Source organism: Thiomicrospira microaerophila, from assembly GCF_000934765.1.
In the GTDB taxonomy this organism is placed as follows: Bacteria; Pseudomonadota; Gammaproteobacteria; order Thiomicrospirales; family Thiomicrospiraceae; genus Thiomicrospira; species Thiomicrospira microaerophila.
On sequence record NZ_JYNN01000005.1, the window covers coordinates 89,095 to 107,382 of the forward strand.

Genomic DNA, 18,288 nt, shown 5'->3' on the forward strand with positions numbered 1-18,288 from the left:
TCTCAAACCGACGGCGCAAACCTCACTTATACCCCTTCGGATTCATCGACTGCCAGCGCCAAGCGTCTTCGCACATCCGCTCAATGCCCAATTTCGCTTTCCAGCCCAGCACTTCAAACGCATACCCAGGGTCGGCATAGCATTGCGCCACATCACCAGGCCTTTATGCCCTTTCGCCAAATCCACCGCATGAATATAATGGATTATTTTTCTGCAACAATATGTTAAAAATATTTTCTAAAATTTTAAAAGGTGCCACATGATTTTTCATAAAGATGAACTAACATTACTGGATCAAAAGCGCAGCTTTGCTTTTGTAGGCGCAAATGCCGCACTTGAAGGTCATCGCCTAAGCTTCTCGGACAAAAGAGGCGCTTGGAAAGTCATTTTGGGCAAACAAAAAGCGGACGACCTAATTGAAAGCATCATGTTACAAAACGGTCTCAGAAGAAGATCTTCATCCTTATCCACACGCTAAATCGATATACGCCAACCACTTTGACATTATCGATAAAGCACAGCTTGATGAAATAGAGCGCACCTTTAGCGCTATACGTCAAGCAGAACTGATTGCAAGTATCCCCAACCTGAACCAAGCCACACTTACCGCAGAGCTATACTCACTTAACACCTACACCTTAATACATAAAATGTTATTTAGTGATCTCTACCCCTGGGCAGGATGTTACGTTCCTTCAACATGAAATACGATTCTCATATCTTTACGCCCGCTAGTCAGCTCGTATTTTACGGTGAGCAAGTATTTAACAACTTTAAGTCTAAGGTAAAAATCGGCTTTCAAGACCGAAAAGAATTCATAAAAGAAAGCGTAAAGTTTTTAAATCTAATCAACACACTACATCCATTTCCAGACAGAAATGGACGCACCCAAAGAAATATCATAAGCATGCACTTAAATTACCATGGTTTCTACCTAAACTGGGATCGTATCCATCAATGGGAGATATATGAAACATTGAAGCAGTCGTTTGAAGGCAACCATGAACCACTGGAATATTTATTTGATAGAAATCTAGTAGAAATAGATCCATCCCACACATAGCACGTCTTCCTCCCCGACAAGCCAAACACGAAAACGTCATTCCCGCGAAGGCCGGAATCTCAAACCGACCGCGCAAAACCCCCGTCATCCTGACGAAGTTCAGGATGACGAGTCTAGCTTTAGGCCGTTCTTAGCTTCACGTCACCCAAAAAACGCAGCCGGACTCAAATGAAACCTCTGTGCCAAACGCACAATATGTTGCTTAGTCAACGAACGCTTACCATGTAGAATTTGAGAAATAAGACTTTTACTGCCAATCTCATCCTTCAAATCATCCATCTTCAACTGATACTGCTCCATCAGCGTCTTTAACAAAGGCACGCCCTGCTCAAGTTTCGTCAAATCTTCATTGAATGCTCTAAAGGCGTCCGCCTTACTTTCCCATTCAGCAATCCGCAAACTCAACACATCCACCAAAAACCGATTAGACTCATACTCATCAAACAAACGCTCAACCAACGCCAACGCTTGGTCATATTCAGTCTCACAACGAATTTCATTAATAAAAGGCAAGTGTGAAATCAAAGCCTCAACAGACTCTTTTGGAATTTCAACCTTAATCATGACTTACACTCCTTTGCATAACGGCGACATAATTTGTCATATTCAGCATGCGTAACAATATGCTTCACAAACAGCTTTTGATATTTAAATTCAATCGCCGCAATCATGCGCAAATGATTACCCGCAATATCTAAAACCCACCACTTATCACGATACTTAAAGTTATCCAAACTCGGAAAGACATTTCTCATTACGTCCGGTGAAATGAAATACCCCTTCTCTAACGTGCTATAAGTATTCAACAATGCATTACGCGCGTTAGGGAACAAATTAACAGCATCAACAAACGGTTTCTTAGAAATTACATGCATAAACCAACCTTGAAATATAATAACACAGGTTTACATAATGTAAACAACAGCATGAATTAAGACACCACCTTGTTAAACCACTCGTCATTCCGGCGAAGGCCGGAATCTCCAACCGAACCTAAAGCCGAATCACCGCACCAACGGTTTACCCGCCAGGCCTGGTCGAACCTGCCTAAACAACACCGGCGCACCCAACTGAACCCGCACCAACAACGCCACCACAAGCAAAACCGGCAACAACAACGGCAGGCTCAATAAAATCAAACACACATCAAATAATCGTTTCATAAATATTTACACCACCGACCAAGGCATCGTTGCTTTTAAACTGGTTTTATCAACCACTGTTGGATGCGCATCCAAAGCTTTTAACCATTGCTTTAACTTTAGCTGTACCTTCGATACATCAACCGCTTTGGTGCCACCAAAGGCCGAATTAAATTGGTTGCGATAAAATATCCAATCATCGTACTTTGTCGCGCTATCGGCATCACCACTAAATTGAAAAGTTAAGCGCCCCTCAGTCAGCCTAGTCGCAATCGCCATGCTCAAGCCTCCAAATCCATAAAACGATCCGATTGCGCCAGCTCCTCATCCAACATCACCAAGGTCTGCAAATCTTCGACCGAATCACCCTGCTCAACCACAACACCATCGTCACTGACCGTCAAAGCGAAGTAGCGTTGAGGAATTTTTTTAAACGCTTTCTGCTGTGTCAAAATTTCCAGCTCACGCAACAAAAATAATGAGTGCGTGGCAATAAAAACCTGTATTCCAACTCAACCATTTTCGTGACGCCACGAAAATGGTCAGAAGCCCCCTGGCCAGACGATTCGCAAGACTCCATCGCACGATGAATCGCGGTCTGAAAATTTTCCCAACGCGCATACCCCAACAAAGGCTGTAAATCACGCGCAAACCAAAACTCAATTCCCTCTGAATCCGTGCGCTGAACCGCTAACTCCAAATTCTGCTGTAAGGTTAAAAGCTGAACATCCATCTCCACCCCCTAAAATTACCCCTGATCAAACCTAATGCTCAACCCGAACAACCAGGTCTGGGGCCAACCAAACTCATCTCGCCTTTTAACACATTCCACAACTGCGGCAACTCATCCAACTTGGTGCGACGCAAAAACGCGCCAAACTTAATAATCGAACTCGAACTCGCCAAATGCGACGCCACTGATGCCGTATCCACCTTCATCGTCCGAAACTTCACCAAAGTAAACGGCTTTTTATGACGCCCCACCCGCTCCTGAAAAAACAGCAGCGACCCGGTATCAAAAAACCGAATCAACGTTCATCCTCAAAGACCTCATAAACCAATCTGAAACATTATTGCTTAGTCATTCAGAAAGGATTCTTCAGATTTAACCTGCTGATACTTAGAAATAGCCTCTTCGAAAAAACCATACAAGGCTTCTAAACGCATCTCAACCTCTACAGCCTCCAAACCTTCATCCGTTTCTTCATCGATAGGCGCTTCACCCGTCAAAACATAAATACTCTGGTCAATGAGCCCTGAATCACCATAACATTCGATAATTTCAAACATCTCATCAATCGAAAACCCAACCTTATCGATCAAATACCACAAATCAAATAAATCTCTCGACTTGCTCCTTTTTTCAAGCACGAGTGATTTAGTGGCAAACAATCCCTTGAGAGACATAACTTTAAATGAAGCCAGATCAGTATAAGCATCCTGCGACGCCAGAAATGCTCTGGTTTTGTTGGGCGCCTCATAAGCAAAAAAGGTTACTTTTACCCCATCAATAACATAATCCCTAGCATAGTCATCTAAATTTTTGCCCGAATTAATTTTAAACTGTGCTTTTTTGTTGGGTTCGGTAGCATCAAAGACTTGATGCCCCGCATTCTTAAGAGACTGGATGAAATGATTAATTTTATAGGAAGGAAGCCGCGCCTCAAACGTGCACAAATCTAAATCCATGCTAGAACGATGGCCGACTAGAAGACTCATGGCAGTACCGCCAATCAACGTAAAATCGGTCAACGCCGGATCAAATCGAATCGTCTCAAAGAGATGTCGTGTGTTGTCTGGAAGCGCGGTGGTTTTGAGCATTCTGGTACCCTATTTTAATATTTAAATAGGCGCGTCTAGTCGCATTTGGAAGCGTCGGCTCCATTTCATTAAAAATACAATCTACCCGTTCAAATCCCATATAACGAACCGTCTTTAAAAGATCCTTAAACAGGCCTCTACTAATCACATGGCGAACAAAAACCTCCTCCTTCATTCCAGAAGGGTTCGCCCAATCATAAGGGAAAAGGGTACCTATTTTTTGCGATAAACTAGGCTTACGCATCATCGGAAAAAAACTCCCCAGCACCCACAATACTCACCTCTTTTTGAGAAAAGTGCTGTAACAACCAAAGAAACTTATCACTCACGCTGTCATCGATTTTTAAAGTTAACGTTTTCATCCGAACACCCCTCAAAAAATGTCCATTGATTATAACACCAAACAAACCCGCCACCGCCACACCCGTCATTCCGGCGTAGGCCGGAATCTCCAACCGACAGCGCAAACCCTCAAGAGATCCCGGCCTGCGCCGGGATGACGAAACTCGAAGGCCGGAATCTCCAACCGACCACGCAAGGCTTTCACCCTTAACCCGATCCCCAGACCCCTTGCCCAATACCGTCATAAAAATATACTTAAAATAATCCTTCACACACAACGACGCGATCATCTTCGCATCCGTTTCAGCCAACAATACCGGCGTGGACATATCAATTTCGCTCACCTGCGCCAAACCCGTAATCCCCGGACGAACCGCAAAAACGCCCTGCTTTTCACGCGCCGCGCTCAACTCTTCTTGATTAAACAAACCAGGCCTGGGCACTCAGTAATACAGCACGAGCTTGCTCTGTAACAACCACCTTCACTGATTAAGCTCACGCATGACAGTCTCTAAGCTATAAAGCATAGCGCCCGCATCAACCTCATCGCATACACGCTCAGCATGGTTTGCCCAAGCCTGCTCATGTTCACCCGCTTGCTCACTATTAAAACTACCCAACAACAAATCCATAAGTTTAACCTTATCGACTGGCGAAAGATGTAAAGCCTCTTTAAAAACGGTATTCGCTTGCATAATAGCTCACTCCAATACAACGTAAAACTCTATTCTAGACCGAATAATACAAAACTCAAAATTAAAAACTCAACATTCAAAACTACCAATGCCCACCCCGTCATTCCAGCAAAGGCCGGAATCTCCAGCCGACGACTCATCATCCACCCACATTATCCAAAAACAAAAACGCCGGACTCAAACCGGCGCCAATACCTATACCATTTAAATTCATGCCTGTATCAACAAACCATCCAACTCACGATACAACTTGAACTTTTGATCAACCGACATCAAATTCGCTTGATGTTGAATAGCCGTGGCGATAATCAAACGATCTTGCGGGTCACTGTGATGTGACTCAAGGGAAACAGCACGCATGGCGATTTCGGGTATAACATCCAACAACTCAACTTCAGATAATGTCAACGCTTGCTCAAACCACCATGCCAAATCACAGCCAAGTTCAATACGCCCATTATGAACAAGCCAAGCCACTTCAAACAAACTAATCGCACTCACGCCCACTCTGTCTGCTTGAGCAATCGACTCTTGCCAACCAGGTTTCAGCTTTTTATCCCCGGCCATCCACCAAAGCCAAATATGCGTATCAAGCACCAACATCAATATAAATCCCAATCGCTTGCAGGCACACTTGAAATCACATCACCTTTAAAGCTGATCGGAGGCACACTCGCAGGCTGACGCAATGATTTCGCCAAAGGCTTGACGCTGGCCGCTTGAAAAGACTCACTCAACACAATCACCTTCACATGCTGATTTTTAAACTGCTCAAAATTCGGAATACGCACATACTCAGACACAACATCGGTTTCAAACTCAACGGCATACATACTCAAACCCTCTCAACTAACAAACCAAACCCTATATTACCGAAAACAAGCACTTAACGCCAATCCCCAGCACCGTCATCCCGGCCTTTTATATCGTCATCCTGACGAAGGTCAGGATCCCCAACCGACTGCGCAAAAACCCCGTCATTCCGTGCGAAGATACGGAATCTCCAACCAGCTTTTGCAACGACTGCCCTAACTGCCCGTTTTTACCCGTAACCAATATTTTCATTATTTCGCCTTTGACATGGCAATATTTGGGCTTTCCGGATTAACACGCAACGTGCGCGTCGCAGGGTGAATCACCACATCCAAATCCTCCATTGGAATCGCACCCAAAAGAACCTCATCCCCCATAATCATCGCGCCAACAAACGCCGTGCGATTACTAAAATTCACCTTAATAGGCCCTGCATAAGGAATCAAACGTTTGCTACCATCCGCGAGCGTGACCTCACGCTTCTCCAACTCATTCAGCTTCAGTTGAAACGCAATATGCTGCGGAATACACAAATGCAAAGCGCCGGAATCAACCAGAGAATGCACCTCCACAGGAGCAAGATTTGAATCCACTGGATTAGAAAGGGTTATATCTGCATAAACGAGCCCCATACAGCCTCCTAGACCGAATCATTCAAAATTAAACACTCAACATTCAAAACTACCAATACCCACCCAGTCATTCCGGCGCAGGCCGGAATCTCCAAACAAAAACGCCGGAATCCATCCGGCGCAAAACGCTATCCAACTTTTTAAAATCAAGCGTGGTTTGGAACATTAACCTGCTTTGCAAGTTTCAACAGCTCTCGCAATGCGTTATTAACCGCCGCATTATTGGGAAATGCGGCAGCCACATCGTCCAAAAACAAAAACGCCGGACTTAAATCAGCGTATTACTTAAGTTCAACAGTTGTTACCTTTAAATCCAGCATCCTGAAATCATCAACATTATTGGTCACTATTTCAAAGCCATGAACTTGTGCCGTTGCGGCAATAATCGCATCGGGTGTTTTAACTTTAAATCGCTGCCTGTTTTTAATTGTTCGATTTGCCACCACTTCATCAAGCTCATAAACTCTAGCATTTGCAATAAACTCAATCGCTTTGTCATTTAAAGCAGGGTCGTTCAAGAGTTTCTGCCAACTCAAAAACTCAATTTTTGTGATGATCGAAATATTAAAACTTGACCGAAGAATCTCAACCAATGCCCCGTCATCCGTAAGGCCGTTAAAAAAATAGATGACAACATTGGTATCAAGCAAATATTTGTTTTTCACGGTTTAATCCCATTCGCTTCTAGTCTGAGACAAATACGAATCTACACTCATCTTGCTCTCGGAAGCCGCACCGAAAAACGCCATAGGGTCAAAGGTCTTCTGCTCCTCTACTTGCGTTGTTTTAACCAAATCAAAAAGCGGCAATACAATGACCTCTACATCTTTACCCACGTATTCTGCAGGAATATGCAAATTGTAATAATCATTTTCGGGTCTAATAATTTCTCTCAGCATGACTTTTCACCTTTAAAATCCACAAAGTACAAAATTGTATTTTACTTTAAAAAACAGTCATACCGCCGTCATAACGTATTTTCATTGTCATTTAATCTCATTCCCACGCTGTGCGTGGGAATGCAGACCGATTTAACCTACGAAACAGTGCTCGAATCCAAGTCCAAGGCGCTCCACCTGGCCTTTATGCCCTAGGGGTATGCCAACGCAAACACAACATCAAACAGCCGACTCATCATCCACCTAAATAAAAAAACGCCTAAACAGGCGTTATTATGCTGAATAATTCTTCGACTGATTAAACCTTACCAGTCCTGCGTCACGCATTTATTCAGTTTTTTATCAAAAGAAAAAACCTGAACGCCGATTGATTTACTGGCCGCACAAAGCAACGCATCAACAAAATCAATATTTTTCTCAGCAAAGAAATTCAGTGCTAAAGAAACAACTTTCTCATCTTGCAAAAGCACATTCGCTTTCTGGCAAAAAAGATCAAGTGTTTTACAAGCATCAACCTTTGGAACCTGGTAAGTTTTTGTCAAAACATAAACAACTTCAGCCAAAACCTCATTCGACACATAAACCGTTTTCTCTTCTAAAATGGCAAGCGCCCGTGCAAATAGCTCATCATTATCTGCCAACAAATAACGCAATATAATGTTTGTATCGCAATAATTCATGCCTTTTCATCCGCAACGGCCTGCCAAGCAATCTGCTTTTCTGTATTCATAAGCTCAGGTCTGGCATATTTTGAAAGCGAACCCGCAATACTTGCTGACTCATTATTTAGTCCAACACCCTCTTCTGTAACAATAAAAACTTTCACATGCTTATTCAATACACGGCCATAATCTTTAAACTCAATAAAAGGGCTGGTAATATCCGTTTCAAAGGCTTCTACATGCATTTAACCCCCCCATAAAAACAAAGTTATGCGTTTATTTTACCCGAAAATAAACGTGTCATGTCCACCATCATTCCAAACCCACGTCATTCCGGCGAAGGCCGGAATCTCCAGCCGACTGTGCAAAACCTCAAGAGATCCTGAAACAAGTTCAGGATGACGAGTCTGGGTTAATCTCGTTCCCACGCTGTGCGTGGGAATGCAGACCGATTTAACCTATGAAACATCGCTCAGCCTAAGTCCAAGGCGCTCCCACGTTCAACGCTAACGTATGCACACTTCCTTTCTCGTTCCCACGCTTTGCGTCACGGCCATTAAGTTAAGAAAAAAAAAGTCATTGCGAGGAGCCCAGCGACGCGGCAATCTCAAAAGTGTGTGCGCAGTCTGCTGGAGATTGCCACGGCCTTCGGCCTCGCAATGACGAGTGATTTTTTTGGTTTCGCAATGCGTGATTTTTTGGCCTTGCTATGACGCACAGTGTGCGAATTGTGGGTGTTTTAGTGTTAGGTTATCATCCAACGCTAGCGGCAATAGACCCTGCGACTTCGCGCAGGGAGATAGGATCCTAGGCTAAGCTTGCCCTAATATCTGAAATGGTTATAAATAACTTATTTTCTGCGTCTTGAAACGCTTTAAATCCATAGCGCTCGTAAAAATGCTTTGCACCCTCTTTGGCATCAACGATAACAACTGGAAATGCCACACTATCACTAGCCTTTAGTAATTTGCGTAGTGCATCAATAAGTAACCATTCACCAAAGCCTTTCCCTTTGTAGCGTGCATCGATGGCTAAGCGCGCAATGAGCCCGCCAGATGTTGATGACTGATGCTTTTTCTGTAACGTGCCCGGTAAGGCTTTCAAGTCAATCGGTGTCATGGTCAATGTGTAAAATCCGATGATATGTGAGGTGTTGCTTGCATCTTCTAGCACAAATGTTCGGGTGTTATCTTTTTTGGCTTGCTGACTTGCCATCACTTTCAAATAGTGATTAAGCGCGTCAATACCGCAGTTGAATCGGTTTCTGTCGTGTTTGTTTTTATCGAGCAATACTGTATTCATCATTGACATCATTGAGTTTTGCGCTCATAACGTTCTGAGGCCATTTTAAGTTTTGCATTGAGGGTTGCGGGTTTATCCAGCGCATCCATAAGCAATACGGCGTCAGCTTGGCTTAATTTGAGAGTTTGTTCACGCTCAATAACCTGTTTTGCTTTTTCGATTGCAGCATTCAACACAAATGAGTTAATACTAGACATACCCGCGAGAGCGGCCGCTTTCGTTAATAAGTTTTGTGTGTCGATATCTACTCTAGCGGTGATGCGAGGTAAAGTGGTGGCCATAATCTATTTTCCCTTGTGTCAGACTGTCACGTTTTATTATGATGGGTAAGGAGTCAAAAAGCAATTGATGTGTCATTTTGGCACTCAATCCAGATGTATCCGGGTTAAAGTTACGAAAAAAAAACGGTCATTGCGAGGAGCGCAGCGACGCGGCAATCGCTCAAGGGCGTGCGCAGTCTGCTGGAGATTGCCACGGCCTTCGGCCTCGCAACGCAAGTTGGTTAGCTCCGTGTTGTCACTTATTCCTTAAGTTAATGGCCGTGACGCACGACGTGGGAACGAGAAAAGAAGTGTGCATACGTTAGGTATGTCAACAATGCCGCCGCCGTGACTTTGAGTAGATCGTACATAAAAACTATGAATAAGGAATATTTTCGACTAATGCTTGGCCTGAATGGTTTTCAATAATCTTAATCGCAGGCGAGTTTGACAGAGTATGCATATAAGCATGATGAACCGTAAGTACCAAATCTTGAAGATCTTGAGATTCTTCGAGTTCTTCAATGATCAATCCTATTTCCTTAGCCTCATCCATATGGATATGCCTAGCATGAGATTTAGTATCATCATGATTGTTTAAAGCCTTAACCACTCTTTCCGCCATTTCATGTGCATCTGGATTATGTGCGAACATCCCGGTCTGTAACCAATCCGTCACCATTTGAGTCGATAAATCAATCGCATTTTGACAAGCGCCTAAAAAAGTTGGGTGGTATTTACCAACAATCAACTGCCAAATTTGCAACTTATCTGGATCCTCTTTCACTTCCCTAATAGCACGTTCAAACTCATTAATCACGCCAAACGTTGGCAAGCCGCCAATATGTGGATCAATAGGACCAAGATTAGAATGTTTACCCAATAAAACAGATTTTGCCGAACACGCTATCATCGTACCCGCTGACATCGCAATTTGCGGCACAATTACGCGAACATCTTCACCAAACATTTCACGAAGATAATGCACAATAGATTCGGTCGCCGCCACATCACCACCCGGCGTATGAAGAATTAAATCGAGTCCAATAGTGCGATCCAAACCATAAACCGCATTCATAAAACCATTTTTATCACCATCATAAATAGACGCTTTATCGGAATTTGGCTTCTGCAACCAACCTGAATAATAAGCAATCACATTTCGCCCTGTATGCTCATGCAACTTTCGCAAATATTTACGTCGAACACCATCAAAGCTCAACTCATCCAGAACATCATTCCAACTTGGCATTGCTTAACGCTTCTTATCACGAGAAAAAAAACTGGGCTCAGAAACACCCGCCGCATGATCCGTGTAATACACTGGATCAGAACGTAACACCGTTACCTGACGAAATTGCCCCGCAAACATTTCAGCATCTTTAGCGGGGTTACCCGTACTTGGATAAGCAGGAAAATCGGCAATTTTAAACACATTTTTCATTTGCTCAGCATAATTCATCTCTATTCTCCAAACCGATTATGTTGAAACAATTAATCCCAACAAAAAAAGTGTTAGCAAAACCCATACCGACACTCAAAAATAAACAAAAACGCAACGTGCCGCCCTATTCTTACCGTGAGTAGGACAAAGCCTTAAAACTTATCTTACCGAAAACATGACTTAAAACCAATCGGCAACGTCATTCCGGCCCTATCTCCCGTCATTCCGGCGAAGGCCGGAATCTCAAACCGACTGCGCAAAAAACCTGTCATCCTGACGAAGGTCAGGAACTCCAACCGACTGCGCAAAAACCCCGTCATTCCGTGCGAAGACACGGAATCTCTTACCAACTTTTGCAACGACTGCCCTAACTGCCCGTTTTTACCCGTAACCAATATTTTCATTATTTCGCCTTTGACATGGCAATATTTGGGCTTTCAGGATTAACACGCAACGTGCGCGTCGCAGGGTGAATCACCACATCCAAATCCTCCATTGGAATCGCACCTAAAAGAACCTCATCCCCCATAATCATCGCGCCAACAAATGCCGTTCGGTTAGCAAAGTTAACCTTGATTGGCCCTGCATAAGGAATCAATCGTTTGCTACCATCCGCGAGCGTGACCTCACGCTTCTCCAACTCATTCAGCTTCAGTTGAAACGCAATATGCTGCGGAATACACAAATGCAAAGCGGCGGAATCAACCAGAGAATGCACCTCCACAGGAGCAAGATTTGAATCCACTGGATTAGAAAGGGTTATATCTGCATAAACGAGCCCCATACTGCCTCCTAGACCGAATCATTCAAAATTAAAAACTCAACATTCAAAACTACCAATACCCACCCCGTCATTCCGGCGAAGGCCGGAATCTCCAACCGACCGCGCAAAACCCTCAAGAGATCCCGGCCTGCGCCGGGATGACGTAAATGAGATGCTGGGATGACGTAGGTTTAAATCTGCCTTCTCCTGAATAACGAAATTATAAATACAGCGGTCTCGTTTTGACTAATTTATCTGACAACACTACACTCACAAGCTATAATACAGCGAAAAACAACACTTAACACTTTGGAGAAACATGATGCTAAAACGCGACAATATCGTGATAGCCAGTCTAATCAGCATAACACCTGCACTATTGGCTTTTTGGTTGATTAGTCAAACAGCGGCCCTTGTCGCTTTCGTGCTTGTTTTCATTGCCGCACTGGTATATTTACAATACCAAACCCAACGCCAGCCAAACGAAGTGCTCGAAATTTTCCATCACGCGGAGACAAACCAGCTTCAAATACTTGCCAACAATGATCTTATTCGCACCATCGACCTAAGCCAATACCCCAGCATTCAAGAAGCCATCAAACAAGAAATCAGTCAAAACACAGCTAGTCTAAAAAATCTAATCAGCCAAGTTCAGTTTATCAACATTAATGATCGTGAATTGGAACAACAACTGAATCAACAATTCGCCAGCCGATAAACACCATCCGACTGTGAAACCACCTTCGTCATTCCGGCGAAGGCCGGAATCTCAAACCGACTATCCCACCTCATCGCGCAGGTAATCGACCACACCGGACGTATGATTAAAACCATGCACTAACGCTTTCAACTGGACCAACACCGCTTCATACTCAAAATGTTCCAGCTTATCCTCCAACTCAATCAACGCCGAGGTATACGCCTCATAACCAATAAAATCCTCATGCGCCTTCATAATACGCGGGTGATCCGTGCCATCGACGTTATCGCCAATTAACAACTCCTCATACAACTTCTCACCCGGGCGCAACCCCGTGTACTGTATCTCGATATCGCCCTGCCCCGACTCATCCATCACCTCCAAGCCCGACAGCTTAATCACGCGCCGTGCTAACGCATCAATCTTCACCGGTTCGCCCATGTCCAATACAAACACATCGCCGCCAACGCCCATCGACCCCGCCTGAATCACCAAAGAAGCCGCCTCTGGAATCGTCATAAAATAACGCGTGATCTCCTTATGCGTCACCGTAATCGGCCCGCCGGCGGCAATCTGCTTGCGGAACAACGGAATCACCGACCCCGACGACCCCAACACATTCCCAAACCGCACCATCACAAACCGTGTCTGCTTAAATTCCACCTGCAACGCCTGCAACGCCATCTCCGCCAAACGCTTGCTCGCGCCCATCACATTCGTCGGGCGCACCGCCTTATCGGTAGACACCAACACAAAATTCTTCACCCCACATTCCGCCGCCACCTTCGCGGTCAAATGCGTACCGAACGCATTGTTATAAATCCCTTCACGAATATTATGCTCAACAATCGGCACATGCTTATAAGCCGCCGCGTGATACACCGTTTCCACGCCATACAGCCCATAAACCCGCCGTAGCTTCAATTCATCCTGCACACTGCCCAAAATCGCAATCAACTGCGTATCCTGCAAAGCCGCCGAACCGCGTAACTCCTGCTCAATGCTATACAAGGCAAACTCGCTCAACTCAAACAGCACCAAGATCATCGGCTTATGCTTCAACACCTGCCGACACAACTCCGAACCAATCGAACCGCCCGCCCCGGTAATCATCACCGACTTACCCGCAATACACCGCGTCAACAAACTTTCCACTGGCGCGACGCTATCGCGCCCCAGCAAATCCTCAATCTCCACCTCGCGCACATCGGCAAACGACACCTTACCCGACACAATTTCATCCAGGCCGGGTAGCGTTGATACCTTAATCGGCAACGGCTCCAACCACTCCAAAATCGCCTTACGGCGCGAACCCGACAGCGACGGAATCGCCAAAAACACATCCGATACGCCGTATTCCTCAACCAAGCTAGCCAAATCCTCACGACCATACACCCGCACCGAATTCAAGTCATGATTTTTCAACGTCGGATTATCATCCACAAACCCCATCACCTTATAACCCGGAATCCGCACCATAGCGCTCAACAACTGCTGACCCGACGACCCCGCGCCATAAATCACCACCCGCTTACGCGACACATCACCCTTCAACCCTTCCGACAACAACCAACGCATCGAAATCCGCGACACCGCGATCAACAACAACATCAACAACCACGTAATCACAATCGCCGATTTAGGGAACTTCAAACCCAACATAAAAATAACCGTCGCCCACAGCAACGCCACCAGCGTCACCGAGCTAAACACCGTCAGCGCAAACCGAAACCCGATATACCGAATCACCGCCCGATACATCCCGCGCATAATAAACACCGGCACCGCCAACAACGGCAAAAGCAAAATCGCAATCGCATAATCCGTCACCGGAAACACCGTATCGCCAAACCGCAACCAAATCGCCAACACCGCCACCAGCATCAAGCCGACCGTATCAATCGCCACCGACACCGCCCGCTTCGACCAACGAGGCAAATCAATCAATTCTCGAATAAATCGCATAAAATTCTTCTTCTGTTAAATCAAATAAACCCGTCATTCCGCACCCACCCCGTCATTCCGCAGCCACCCCGTCATTCCGGCGAAGGCCGGAATCTCAAACCAACCATGCAAACCCTCAACAGATCCCGGCCTGCGCCGGGATGACGTAAATGAAAGGCCGGGATGACGTGGGTAAAAAAACCTAACAAGCCCTAGCCATCACCTGCTTAATCGCCTCACAAGTCAAATCCATTTCCGCATCCGTCAAAGTGGGATGCACCAAAAACATTAACGAGGTTTCACCCAACTCCTTTGCCACCGGCAAACGCTCAACCGGCCTATAGCCCGTATCATCAAACGCCTTTTCCAAATACACCTCAGAACACGACCCCGAAAAACACGGCACGCCCAGCGCATTAATCTCCGCCATAATCCGATCACGATCCCAGCCTTCCGCTAAACGATCCCAGCCATCGGCCAAACGATCGGCTCCACAAACACATAACACTTATACGCCGCATGCACACAAGCCGAATCCCCCGCACACGAACCATCACAACCCGCGCACCGCATCCGCTTCCTCAACCGTAAACGACGACCACGGCGAAAATTTCGTATTCAACATCTAAAAACCCCAAGTTCATTATTCAAAATCATCAAACCTAATGATCAACCCGCACAACCAGACCTGCCGCAGAAACACCCAAGCCCAACCCGACCAACAAAAACAAAAAAGGCAACGGCATCAACAATGCCGCCGCCATCACTTTGATTAAGTCATACATAAAAATGGGTTACGTTGTTATAAACGGATTTACAATCGTCATTTGGTTACTTAAAACCAACCCATGTTGCATATCCTCAGAATAAAATCGAGTACAACCCATACTCAAAGCACTTGCCAAGGCTAGCGAATCCCAAAAAGAAACCTTAACGACTTTGCGCAATTCAAAAGCCTGATGATAAACAGCCGGTGTCACAGCCTCGACGGAAGCAACGCTAAGTATGCCATCATTAATCAAACGATAGGCCACAGCATCATCAATCTTAAACTTTCGAACCATAACAAAATGGCACTCGTTAACTATTTGTGATGAAACAACCAACTCAGCGCTAGACAAAACATCCGTTAAACAATTTCTAAAGGAATCCGTCTTCCAATGCTCATGTTCCTGTGACGATTGAACAAGGCCATAAATAAACAAGTTGGTATCAACAAAATATTTATCGCGCATGCCAGTCATCACGGCTACCTAAAGCATCATAACTATCAACAACAATCGGATTTAAATAAACGTTTGGTAAGCTCGTTTTACTCAACAAAGGCAAACTTTCATCCTCTGCGATAAACAAAACACGTACATGCTTATTTTTCAAACGCTCATAATTTGGAATTTTAAGATAAGGCTCTTGAACATCCAATTCAACTTCAACGGCATACATACTCAAATCCTCTCAACTAACAAACCAAACCCTATATTACCGAAAACAAGCACTTAACGCCAATCCCCAGCACCGTCATTCCAGCCTTCATCAACGTCATTCCCGCGAAGGCGGGAATCTCCATTCAACATTCACAATTCAAAATTCAACTAACCCGGCCACCAACAACTCCACACACGCACGCCAGGCCTGGTGCTTTGCTGCGCAACAAATTAAACAACACTAAGCCGCGACACTGTCCAAATAAAGTGTTTCCGGCGCAATATCAATATCATTCGGCCAACTCAGCGTGCCATATTCAATGCGAGCCTGCTTGAAATAATGACAATCTTGCAAAACCTCAAACGGCTTTTGATGGAAGATTTTCGACACATCAAAAATCTTCTGCTCATTATTCTCAAAAACTAACCTAACTTTATAATCCGATAAGATTTCGAAATCGACGACATCCAACAACATAAAACCTCCCATCTAATTTACTTCAAAGGGTCAATTTTATAAATCGCTTCACCTTCAATCACCAAAACCCAATCCGCCATTAACTCATCTGCATGAATCTCGACCCAAGCTTGCACAAGTCGCAACTGTTTCCTCGGAAAGTCACCTTCTAATAACTCGCCATCGGGTATTGAAATAACCGCTTTCGTATCTTGATAACGAACATGAATATGTGGTGAACTATTTTGTTTATTATCCCGAAAACACATCATCACCACAATGCCATAAAACATACTAATCGTAGGCATTTTAAACTTGACAACCTACCCTGCCCAGCCTGTTACTAAAACTCGACTCATCATCAATCCACATTACCCAAAAACAAAAACGCCGGGCTCAAACCGGCATTTTAAAAAACATAACTAAAAACTTATAAATTAATCGGCTCAAGGTACTTTAACAATCCCTTTTGAGCGTAAGCGGAGATCAATTTCTTTTCTTGCCTTAAAGCATCGATTTCTAATTTCGTCAATTGAACGGAAACCAACAAGGTAGTTGGCTTCATTGACGGTGAGCGCTGGGAGCGCGATTCCAAAGATTCTTTTGATTTCATCACCAAACCTCTCATTTAACAGACCAATTATACGTTTGCTAGGAGAAAACTTTTTATCTCGACCCGCATTCACAATCACAACAATACCTAATATCTTACCACCATTGGCTTGAATATAATTGGACAACTCGGCAAGCGTGCCGCCCATCGTTGTAACATCATCCACCAAAACATAAGACTGATCACGCACAACCTCACCCTCAAACATAGGACGAGTCATCAATCGCTCCATTGGGTCTGCACCGGTATGAAACACACGGGTTGTCTGCACAATCCCCATATCAACCTCACCACCAGAAACAATCGCACATGCATCTGCCAAAATTTGCGGAATAGCATTATCCCCAGTTGCCTCTTTAGCAAAAGGCGCAACATAAACCGCATCACAAGGAAGCCGGTGTTTAATTGAAACAAGCCAAGGCAAAACATTTCTGCCAATTAAACTAAGCGCCGCCTCTTTATCGCCAGCTTTCGCCAAAACATAACCATCAAAAGATTTGAGTACTGAATCATCATCAAACAAATGCAATATAAAAGCATCAACTGGGACTGCAAATTCGCGATCCATACATACTCCGCACATTACACAACAATCATCACGTCATTCCGGCGAAGGCCTGAATCTCCAGCCGACCTCGCAAACCATCACCCCTTAACCCGATCCCCAGACCCCTTGCCCAATACCGTCATAAAAATATACTTAAAATAATCCTTCACACACAACGAAGCAATCATCTTCGCATCCGTTTCAGCCAACAATACCGGCGTGGACATATCAATTTCGTTCACCTGCGCCAACCCGGTAATCCCCGGGCGAACCAAAAACACCCCGTGTTTTTCACGCGCCGCGCTCAACTCTTCTTGATTAAACAGGCCTGGTCGTGGCCCCACCAAACTCATCTCGCCTTTTAGCACATTCCACAACTGCGGCAACTCATCCAACTTCGTGCGCCGCAAAAACGCCCCAAACTTGGTAATCGAACTCGCGCTCGCCAAATGCGACGCCACTGATGCCGTATCGACCTTCATCGTCCGAAACTTCACCAAAGTAAACGGCTTCTTATTACGCCCCACCCGCTCCTGAAAAAACAGCGGCGACCCGGTATCAAACAACCCAATCACATACAAAATCACCAAAACCGGCAACCCCACCACCAGGCCTGCCAACGAAAACACAAAATCAAAAAACCGAATCATAAACCAATACCCTTAAACAAAAAAAGCTGGAACCCCAGCACAAACAAAAAAACTATAGTCACCCTTCACCCTTCACCCTTCACCCTTCACCCTTCACCCTTCACCCTTCACCCTT

At 44.8% G+C, this 18,288-nt stretch carries 35 protein-coding genes; 3 read left to right on the top strand and 32 right to left on the bottom strand.

Going from position 1 to position 18,288, the window contains the following annotated elements; genetic code table 11:
• Positions 1-22: 22 nt before the first annotated feature.
• Entirely contained in the window at positions 23-151 is a 129-nt protein-coding gene (locus NA59_RS15670; RefSeq protein ID WP_269763825.1) for a hypothetical protein, read from the bottom strand.
• A 108-nt stretch (positions 152-259) separates the two neighbouring features.
• On the opposite strand from NA59_RS15670, the gene NA59_RS15480 reads away from it, so the two are divergent.
• Positions 260-478 carry a hypothetical protein gene (locus tag NA59_RS15480; protein ID WP_044408329.1) on the top strand — a complete coding sequence of 73 codons (219 nt, stop codon included), beginning with the start codon at positions 260-262 and terminating at the stop codon, positions 476-478.
• A gap of 222 nt (positions 479-700) precedes the next feature.
• Positions 701-1,063 carry a Fic family protein gene (locus NA59_RS15795; protein ID WP_044408331.1) on the top strand — a complete coding sequence of 121 codons (363 nt, stop codon included), beginning with the start codon at positions 701-703 and terminating at the stop codon, positions 1,061-1,063.
• Between the two features lie 141 nt (positions 1,064-1,204).
• On the opposite strand, the gene NA59_RS04030 is transcribed toward NA59_RS15795, so the two are convergent.
• The 22 genes from NA59_RS04030 to NA59_RS04135 all read right to left on the bottom strand — a co-directional run bounded on the left by NA59_RS04030 (position 1,205) and on the right by NA59_RS04135 (position 11,859).
• A complete protein-coding gene (locus tag NA59_RS04030; protein WP_044408333.1) occupies positions 1,205-1,627 on the bottom strand; it encodes a helix-turn-helix domain-containing protein in 423 nt (140 codons plus the stop codon).
• Positions 1,624-1,938, bottom strand: coding sequence for a type II toxin-antitoxin system HigB family toxin (locus NA59_RS04035; protein ID WP_044408336.1), 315 nt, complete (start codon positions 1,936-1,938; stop codon positions 1,624-1,626). Before NA59_RS04035 ends, NA59_RS04030 begins: the two co-directional genes overlap by 4 nt.
• 129 nt (positions 1,939-2,067) lie before the next feature.
• Positions 2,068-2,226, bottom strand: coding sequence for a sugar transferase (locus tag NA59_RS14740; protein WP_083944926.1), 159 nt, complete (start codon positions 2,224-2,226; stop codon positions 2,068-2,070).
• A 6-nt stretch (positions 2,227-2,232) separates the two neighbouring features.
• On the bottom strand, positions 2,233-2,484 hold the full coding sequence (locus tag NA59_RS04040) for a hypothetical protein (protein WP_044408339.1): 252 nt from the start codon (positions 2,482-2,484) through the stop codon (positions 2,233-2,235).
• Between the two features lie 2 nt (positions 2,485-2,486).
• Complete coding sequence (locus NA59_RS04045; protein ID WP_157792538.1) at positions 2,487-2,657, bottom strand: hypothetical protein; 171 nt, start codon at positions 2,655-2,657, stop codon at positions 2,487-2,489.
• Positions 2,654-2,938 carry a hypothetical protein gene (locus NA59_RS04050; protein ID WP_044408345.1) on the bottom strand — a complete coding sequence of 95 codons (285 nt, stop codon included), beginning with the start codon at positions 2,936-2,938 and terminating at the stop codon, positions 2,654-2,656. The genes NA59_RS04045 and NA59_RS04050 overlap by 4 nt, the downstream gene beginning before the upstream one ends.
• Before the next feature lie 38 nt (positions 2,939-2,976).
• Positions 2,977-3,237: a sugar transferase gene (locus NA59_RS04055; protein ID WP_198401044.1), complete on the bottom strand. Its 261-nt coding sequence runs from the start codon at positions 3,235-3,237 to the stop codon at positions 2,977-2,979.
• Between the two features lie 45 nt (positions 3,238-3,282).
• Positions 3,283-4,026, bottom strand: a complete 744-nt coding sequence (locus NA59_RS04060) for a nucleotidyl transferase AbiEii/AbiGii toxin family protein (RefSeq protein ID WP_044408348.1) — start codon at positions 4,024-4,026, stop codon at positions 3,283-3,285.
• A 236-nt stretch (positions 4,027-4,262) separates the two neighbouring features.
• Entirely contained in the window at positions 4,263-4,796 is a 534-nt protein-coding gene (locus tag NA59_RS15485) for a sugar transferase (protein ID WP_232504027.1), read from the bottom strand.
• Between the two features lie 54 nt (positions 4,797-4,850).
• Positions 4,851-5,063, bottom strand: a complete 213-nt coding sequence (locus NA59_RS15325; RefSeq protein WP_044408352.1) for an addiction module protein — start codon at positions 5,061-5,063, stop codon at positions 4,851-4,853.
• Positions 5,064-5,273: 210 nt separating this feature from the next.
• A complete protein-coding gene (locus NA59_RS04075; protein ID WP_044408356.1) occupies positions 5,274-5,666 on the bottom strand; it encodes a type II toxin-antitoxin system VapC family toxin in 393 nt (130 codons plus the stop codon).
• Positions 5,666-5,896 (bottom strand): hypothetical protein, encoded by a 231-nt coding sequence (locus NA59_RS04080; protein ID WP_044408359.1) that lies wholly within the window; start codon positions 5,894-5,896, stop codon positions 5,666-5,668. Before NA59_RS04080 ends, NA59_RS04075 begins: the two co-directional genes overlap by 1 nt.
• 231 nt (positions 5,897-6,127) lie before the next feature.
• A complete protein-coding gene (locus NA59_RS04085) occupies positions 6,128-6,508 on the bottom strand; it encodes a clan AA aspartic protease (RefSeq protein ID WP_044408362.1) in 381 nt (126 codons plus the stop codon).
• Positions 6,509-6,789: 281 nt separating this feature from the next.
• Positions 6,790-7,173 (bottom strand): type II toxin-antitoxin system VapC family toxin, encoded by a 384-nt coding sequence (locus NA59_RS04090; protein WP_044408365.1) that lies wholly within the window; start codon positions 7,171-7,173, stop codon positions 6,790-6,792.
• A 3-nt stretch (positions 7,174-7,176) separates the two neighbouring features.
• Complete coding sequence (locus tag NA59_RS04095) at positions 7,177-7,407, bottom strand: hypothetical protein (RefSeq protein WP_044408368.1); 231 nt, start codon at positions 7,405-7,407, stop codon at positions 7,177-7,179.
• A gap of 305 nt (positions 7,408-7,712) precedes the next feature.
• Complete coding sequence (locus NA59_RS04100; RefSeq protein WP_044408371.1) at positions 7,713-8,087, bottom strand: PIN domain-containing protein; 375 nt, start codon at positions 8,085-8,087, stop codon at positions 7,713-7,715.
• Positions 8,084-8,314, bottom strand: coding sequence for a hypothetical protein (locus NA59_RS04105; protein WP_044408373.1), 231 nt, complete (start codon positions 8,312-8,314; stop codon positions 8,084-8,086). The genes NA59_RS04100 and NA59_RS04105 overlap by 4 nt, the downstream gene beginning before the upstream one ends.
• A gap of 562 nt (positions 8,315-8,876) precedes the next feature.
• The gene (locus tag NA59_RS04110; protein ID WP_456154831.1) at positions 8,877-9,371 is read right to left on the bottom strand and encodes a GNAT family N-acetyltransferase; all 495 of its coding nucleotides are present in this window, start codon (positions 9,369-9,371) and stop codon (positions 8,877-8,879) included.
• Between the two features lie 8 nt (positions 9,372-9,379).
• Entirely contained in the window at positions 9,380-9,652 is a 273-nt protein-coding gene (locus tag NA59_RS04115) for a type II toxin-antitoxin system TacA family antitoxin (RefSeq protein WP_044408375.1), read from the bottom strand.
• A gap of 355 nt (positions 9,653-10,007) precedes the next feature.
• Positions 10,008-10,883 carry an SDH family Clp fold serine proteinase gene (locus NA59_RS04120; protein ID WP_044408379.1) on the bottom strand — a complete coding sequence of 292 codons (876 nt, stop codon included), beginning with the start codon at positions 10,881-10,883 and terminating at the stop codon, positions 10,008-10,010.
• A gap of 3 nt (positions 10,884-10,886) precedes the next feature.
• Positions 10,887-11,093: a hypothetical protein gene (locus NA59_RS04125; RefSeq protein ID WP_044408382.1), complete on the bottom strand. Its 207-nt coding sequence runs from the start codon at positions 11,091-11,093 to the stop codon at positions 10,887-10,889.
• A gap of 385 nt (positions 11,094-11,478) precedes the next feature.
• Entirely contained in the window at positions 11,479-11,859 is a 381-nt protein-coding gene (locus NA59_RS04135; protein WP_044408388.1) for a clan AA aspartic protease, read from the bottom strand.
• Positions 11,860-12,157: 298 nt separating this feature from the next.
• Here NA59_RS04135 and NA59_RS04140 point away from each other — a divergent pair, with 298 nt between their 5' ends.
• Positions 12,158-12,556 (top strand): hypothetical protein, encoded by a 399-nt coding sequence (locus tag NA59_RS04140; protein WP_157792540.1) that lies wholly within the window; start codon positions 12,158-12,160, stop codon positions 12,554-12,556.
• A gap of 60 nt (positions 12,557-12,616) precedes the next feature.
• On the opposite strand, the gene NA59_RS04145 is transcribed toward NA59_RS04140, so the two are convergent.
• The 9 genes from NA59_RS04145 to NA59_RS04180 form a co-directional block, all read right to left on the bottom strand.
• A complete protein-coding gene (locus NA59_RS04145; RefSeq protein WP_044408394.1) occupies positions 12,617-14,503 on the bottom strand; it encodes a polysaccharide biosynthesis protein in 1,887 nt (628 codons plus the stop codon).
• Between the two features lie 181 nt (positions 14,504-14,684).
• Positions 14,685-14,990 carry an aspartate aminotransferase family protein gene (locus NA59_RS04150; protein ID WP_232504028.1) on the bottom strand — a complete coding sequence of 102 codons (306 nt, stop codon included), beginning with the start codon at positions 14,988-14,990 and terminating at the stop codon, positions 14,685-14,687.
• A gap of 154 nt (positions 14,991-15,144) precedes the next feature.
• The gene (locus tag NA59_RS15675) at positions 15,145-15,267 is read right to left on the bottom strand and encodes a hypothetical protein (protein ID WP_269763827.1); all 123 of its coding nucleotides are present in this window, start codon (positions 15,265-15,267) and stop codon (positions 15,145-15,147) included.
• 9 nt (positions 15,268-15,276) lie between these two features.
• Positions 15,277-15,717, bottom strand: coding sequence for a PIN domain-containing protein (locus NA59_RS14225; protein WP_083944940.1), 441 nt, complete (start codon positions 15,715-15,717; stop codon positions 15,277-15,279).
• Positions 15,707-15,925: a hypothetical protein gene (locus NA59_RS04160; RefSeq protein ID WP_044408400.1), complete on the bottom strand. Its 219-nt coding sequence runs from the start codon at positions 15,923-15,925 to the stop codon at positions 15,707-15,709. The genes NA59_RS14225 and NA59_RS04160 overlap by 11 nt, the downstream gene beginning before the upstream one ends.
• Before the next feature lie 222 nt (positions 15,926-16,147).
• Positions 16,148-16,384, bottom strand: coding sequence for a DUF2442 domain-containing protein (locus tag NA59_RS04165; protein WP_044408402.1), 237 nt, complete (start codon positions 16,382-16,384; stop codon positions 16,148-16,150).
• A 17-nt stretch (positions 16,385-16,401) separates the two neighbouring features.
• Positions 16,402-16,671 carry a DUF4160 domain-containing protein gene (locus NA59_RS04170; RefSeq protein ID WP_044408405.1) on the bottom strand — a complete coding sequence of 90 codons (270 nt, stop codon included), beginning with the start codon at positions 16,669-16,671 and terminating at the stop codon, positions 16,402-16,404.
• A gap of 138 nt (positions 16,672-16,809) precedes the next feature.
• On the bottom strand, positions 16,810-17,544 hold the full coding sequence (locus NA59_RS04175) for a phosphoribosyltransferase (RefSeq protein ID WP_052501452.1): 735 nt from the start codon (positions 17,542-17,544) through the stop codon (positions 16,810-16,812).
• Between the two features lie 77 nt (positions 17,545-17,621).
• A complete protein-coding gene (locus tag NA59_RS04180) occupies positions 17,622-18,173 on the bottom strand; it encodes a sugar transferase (RefSeq protein ID WP_044408411.1) in 552 nt (183 codons plus the stop codon).
• Positions 18,174-18,288 lie beyond the last annotated feature (115 nt).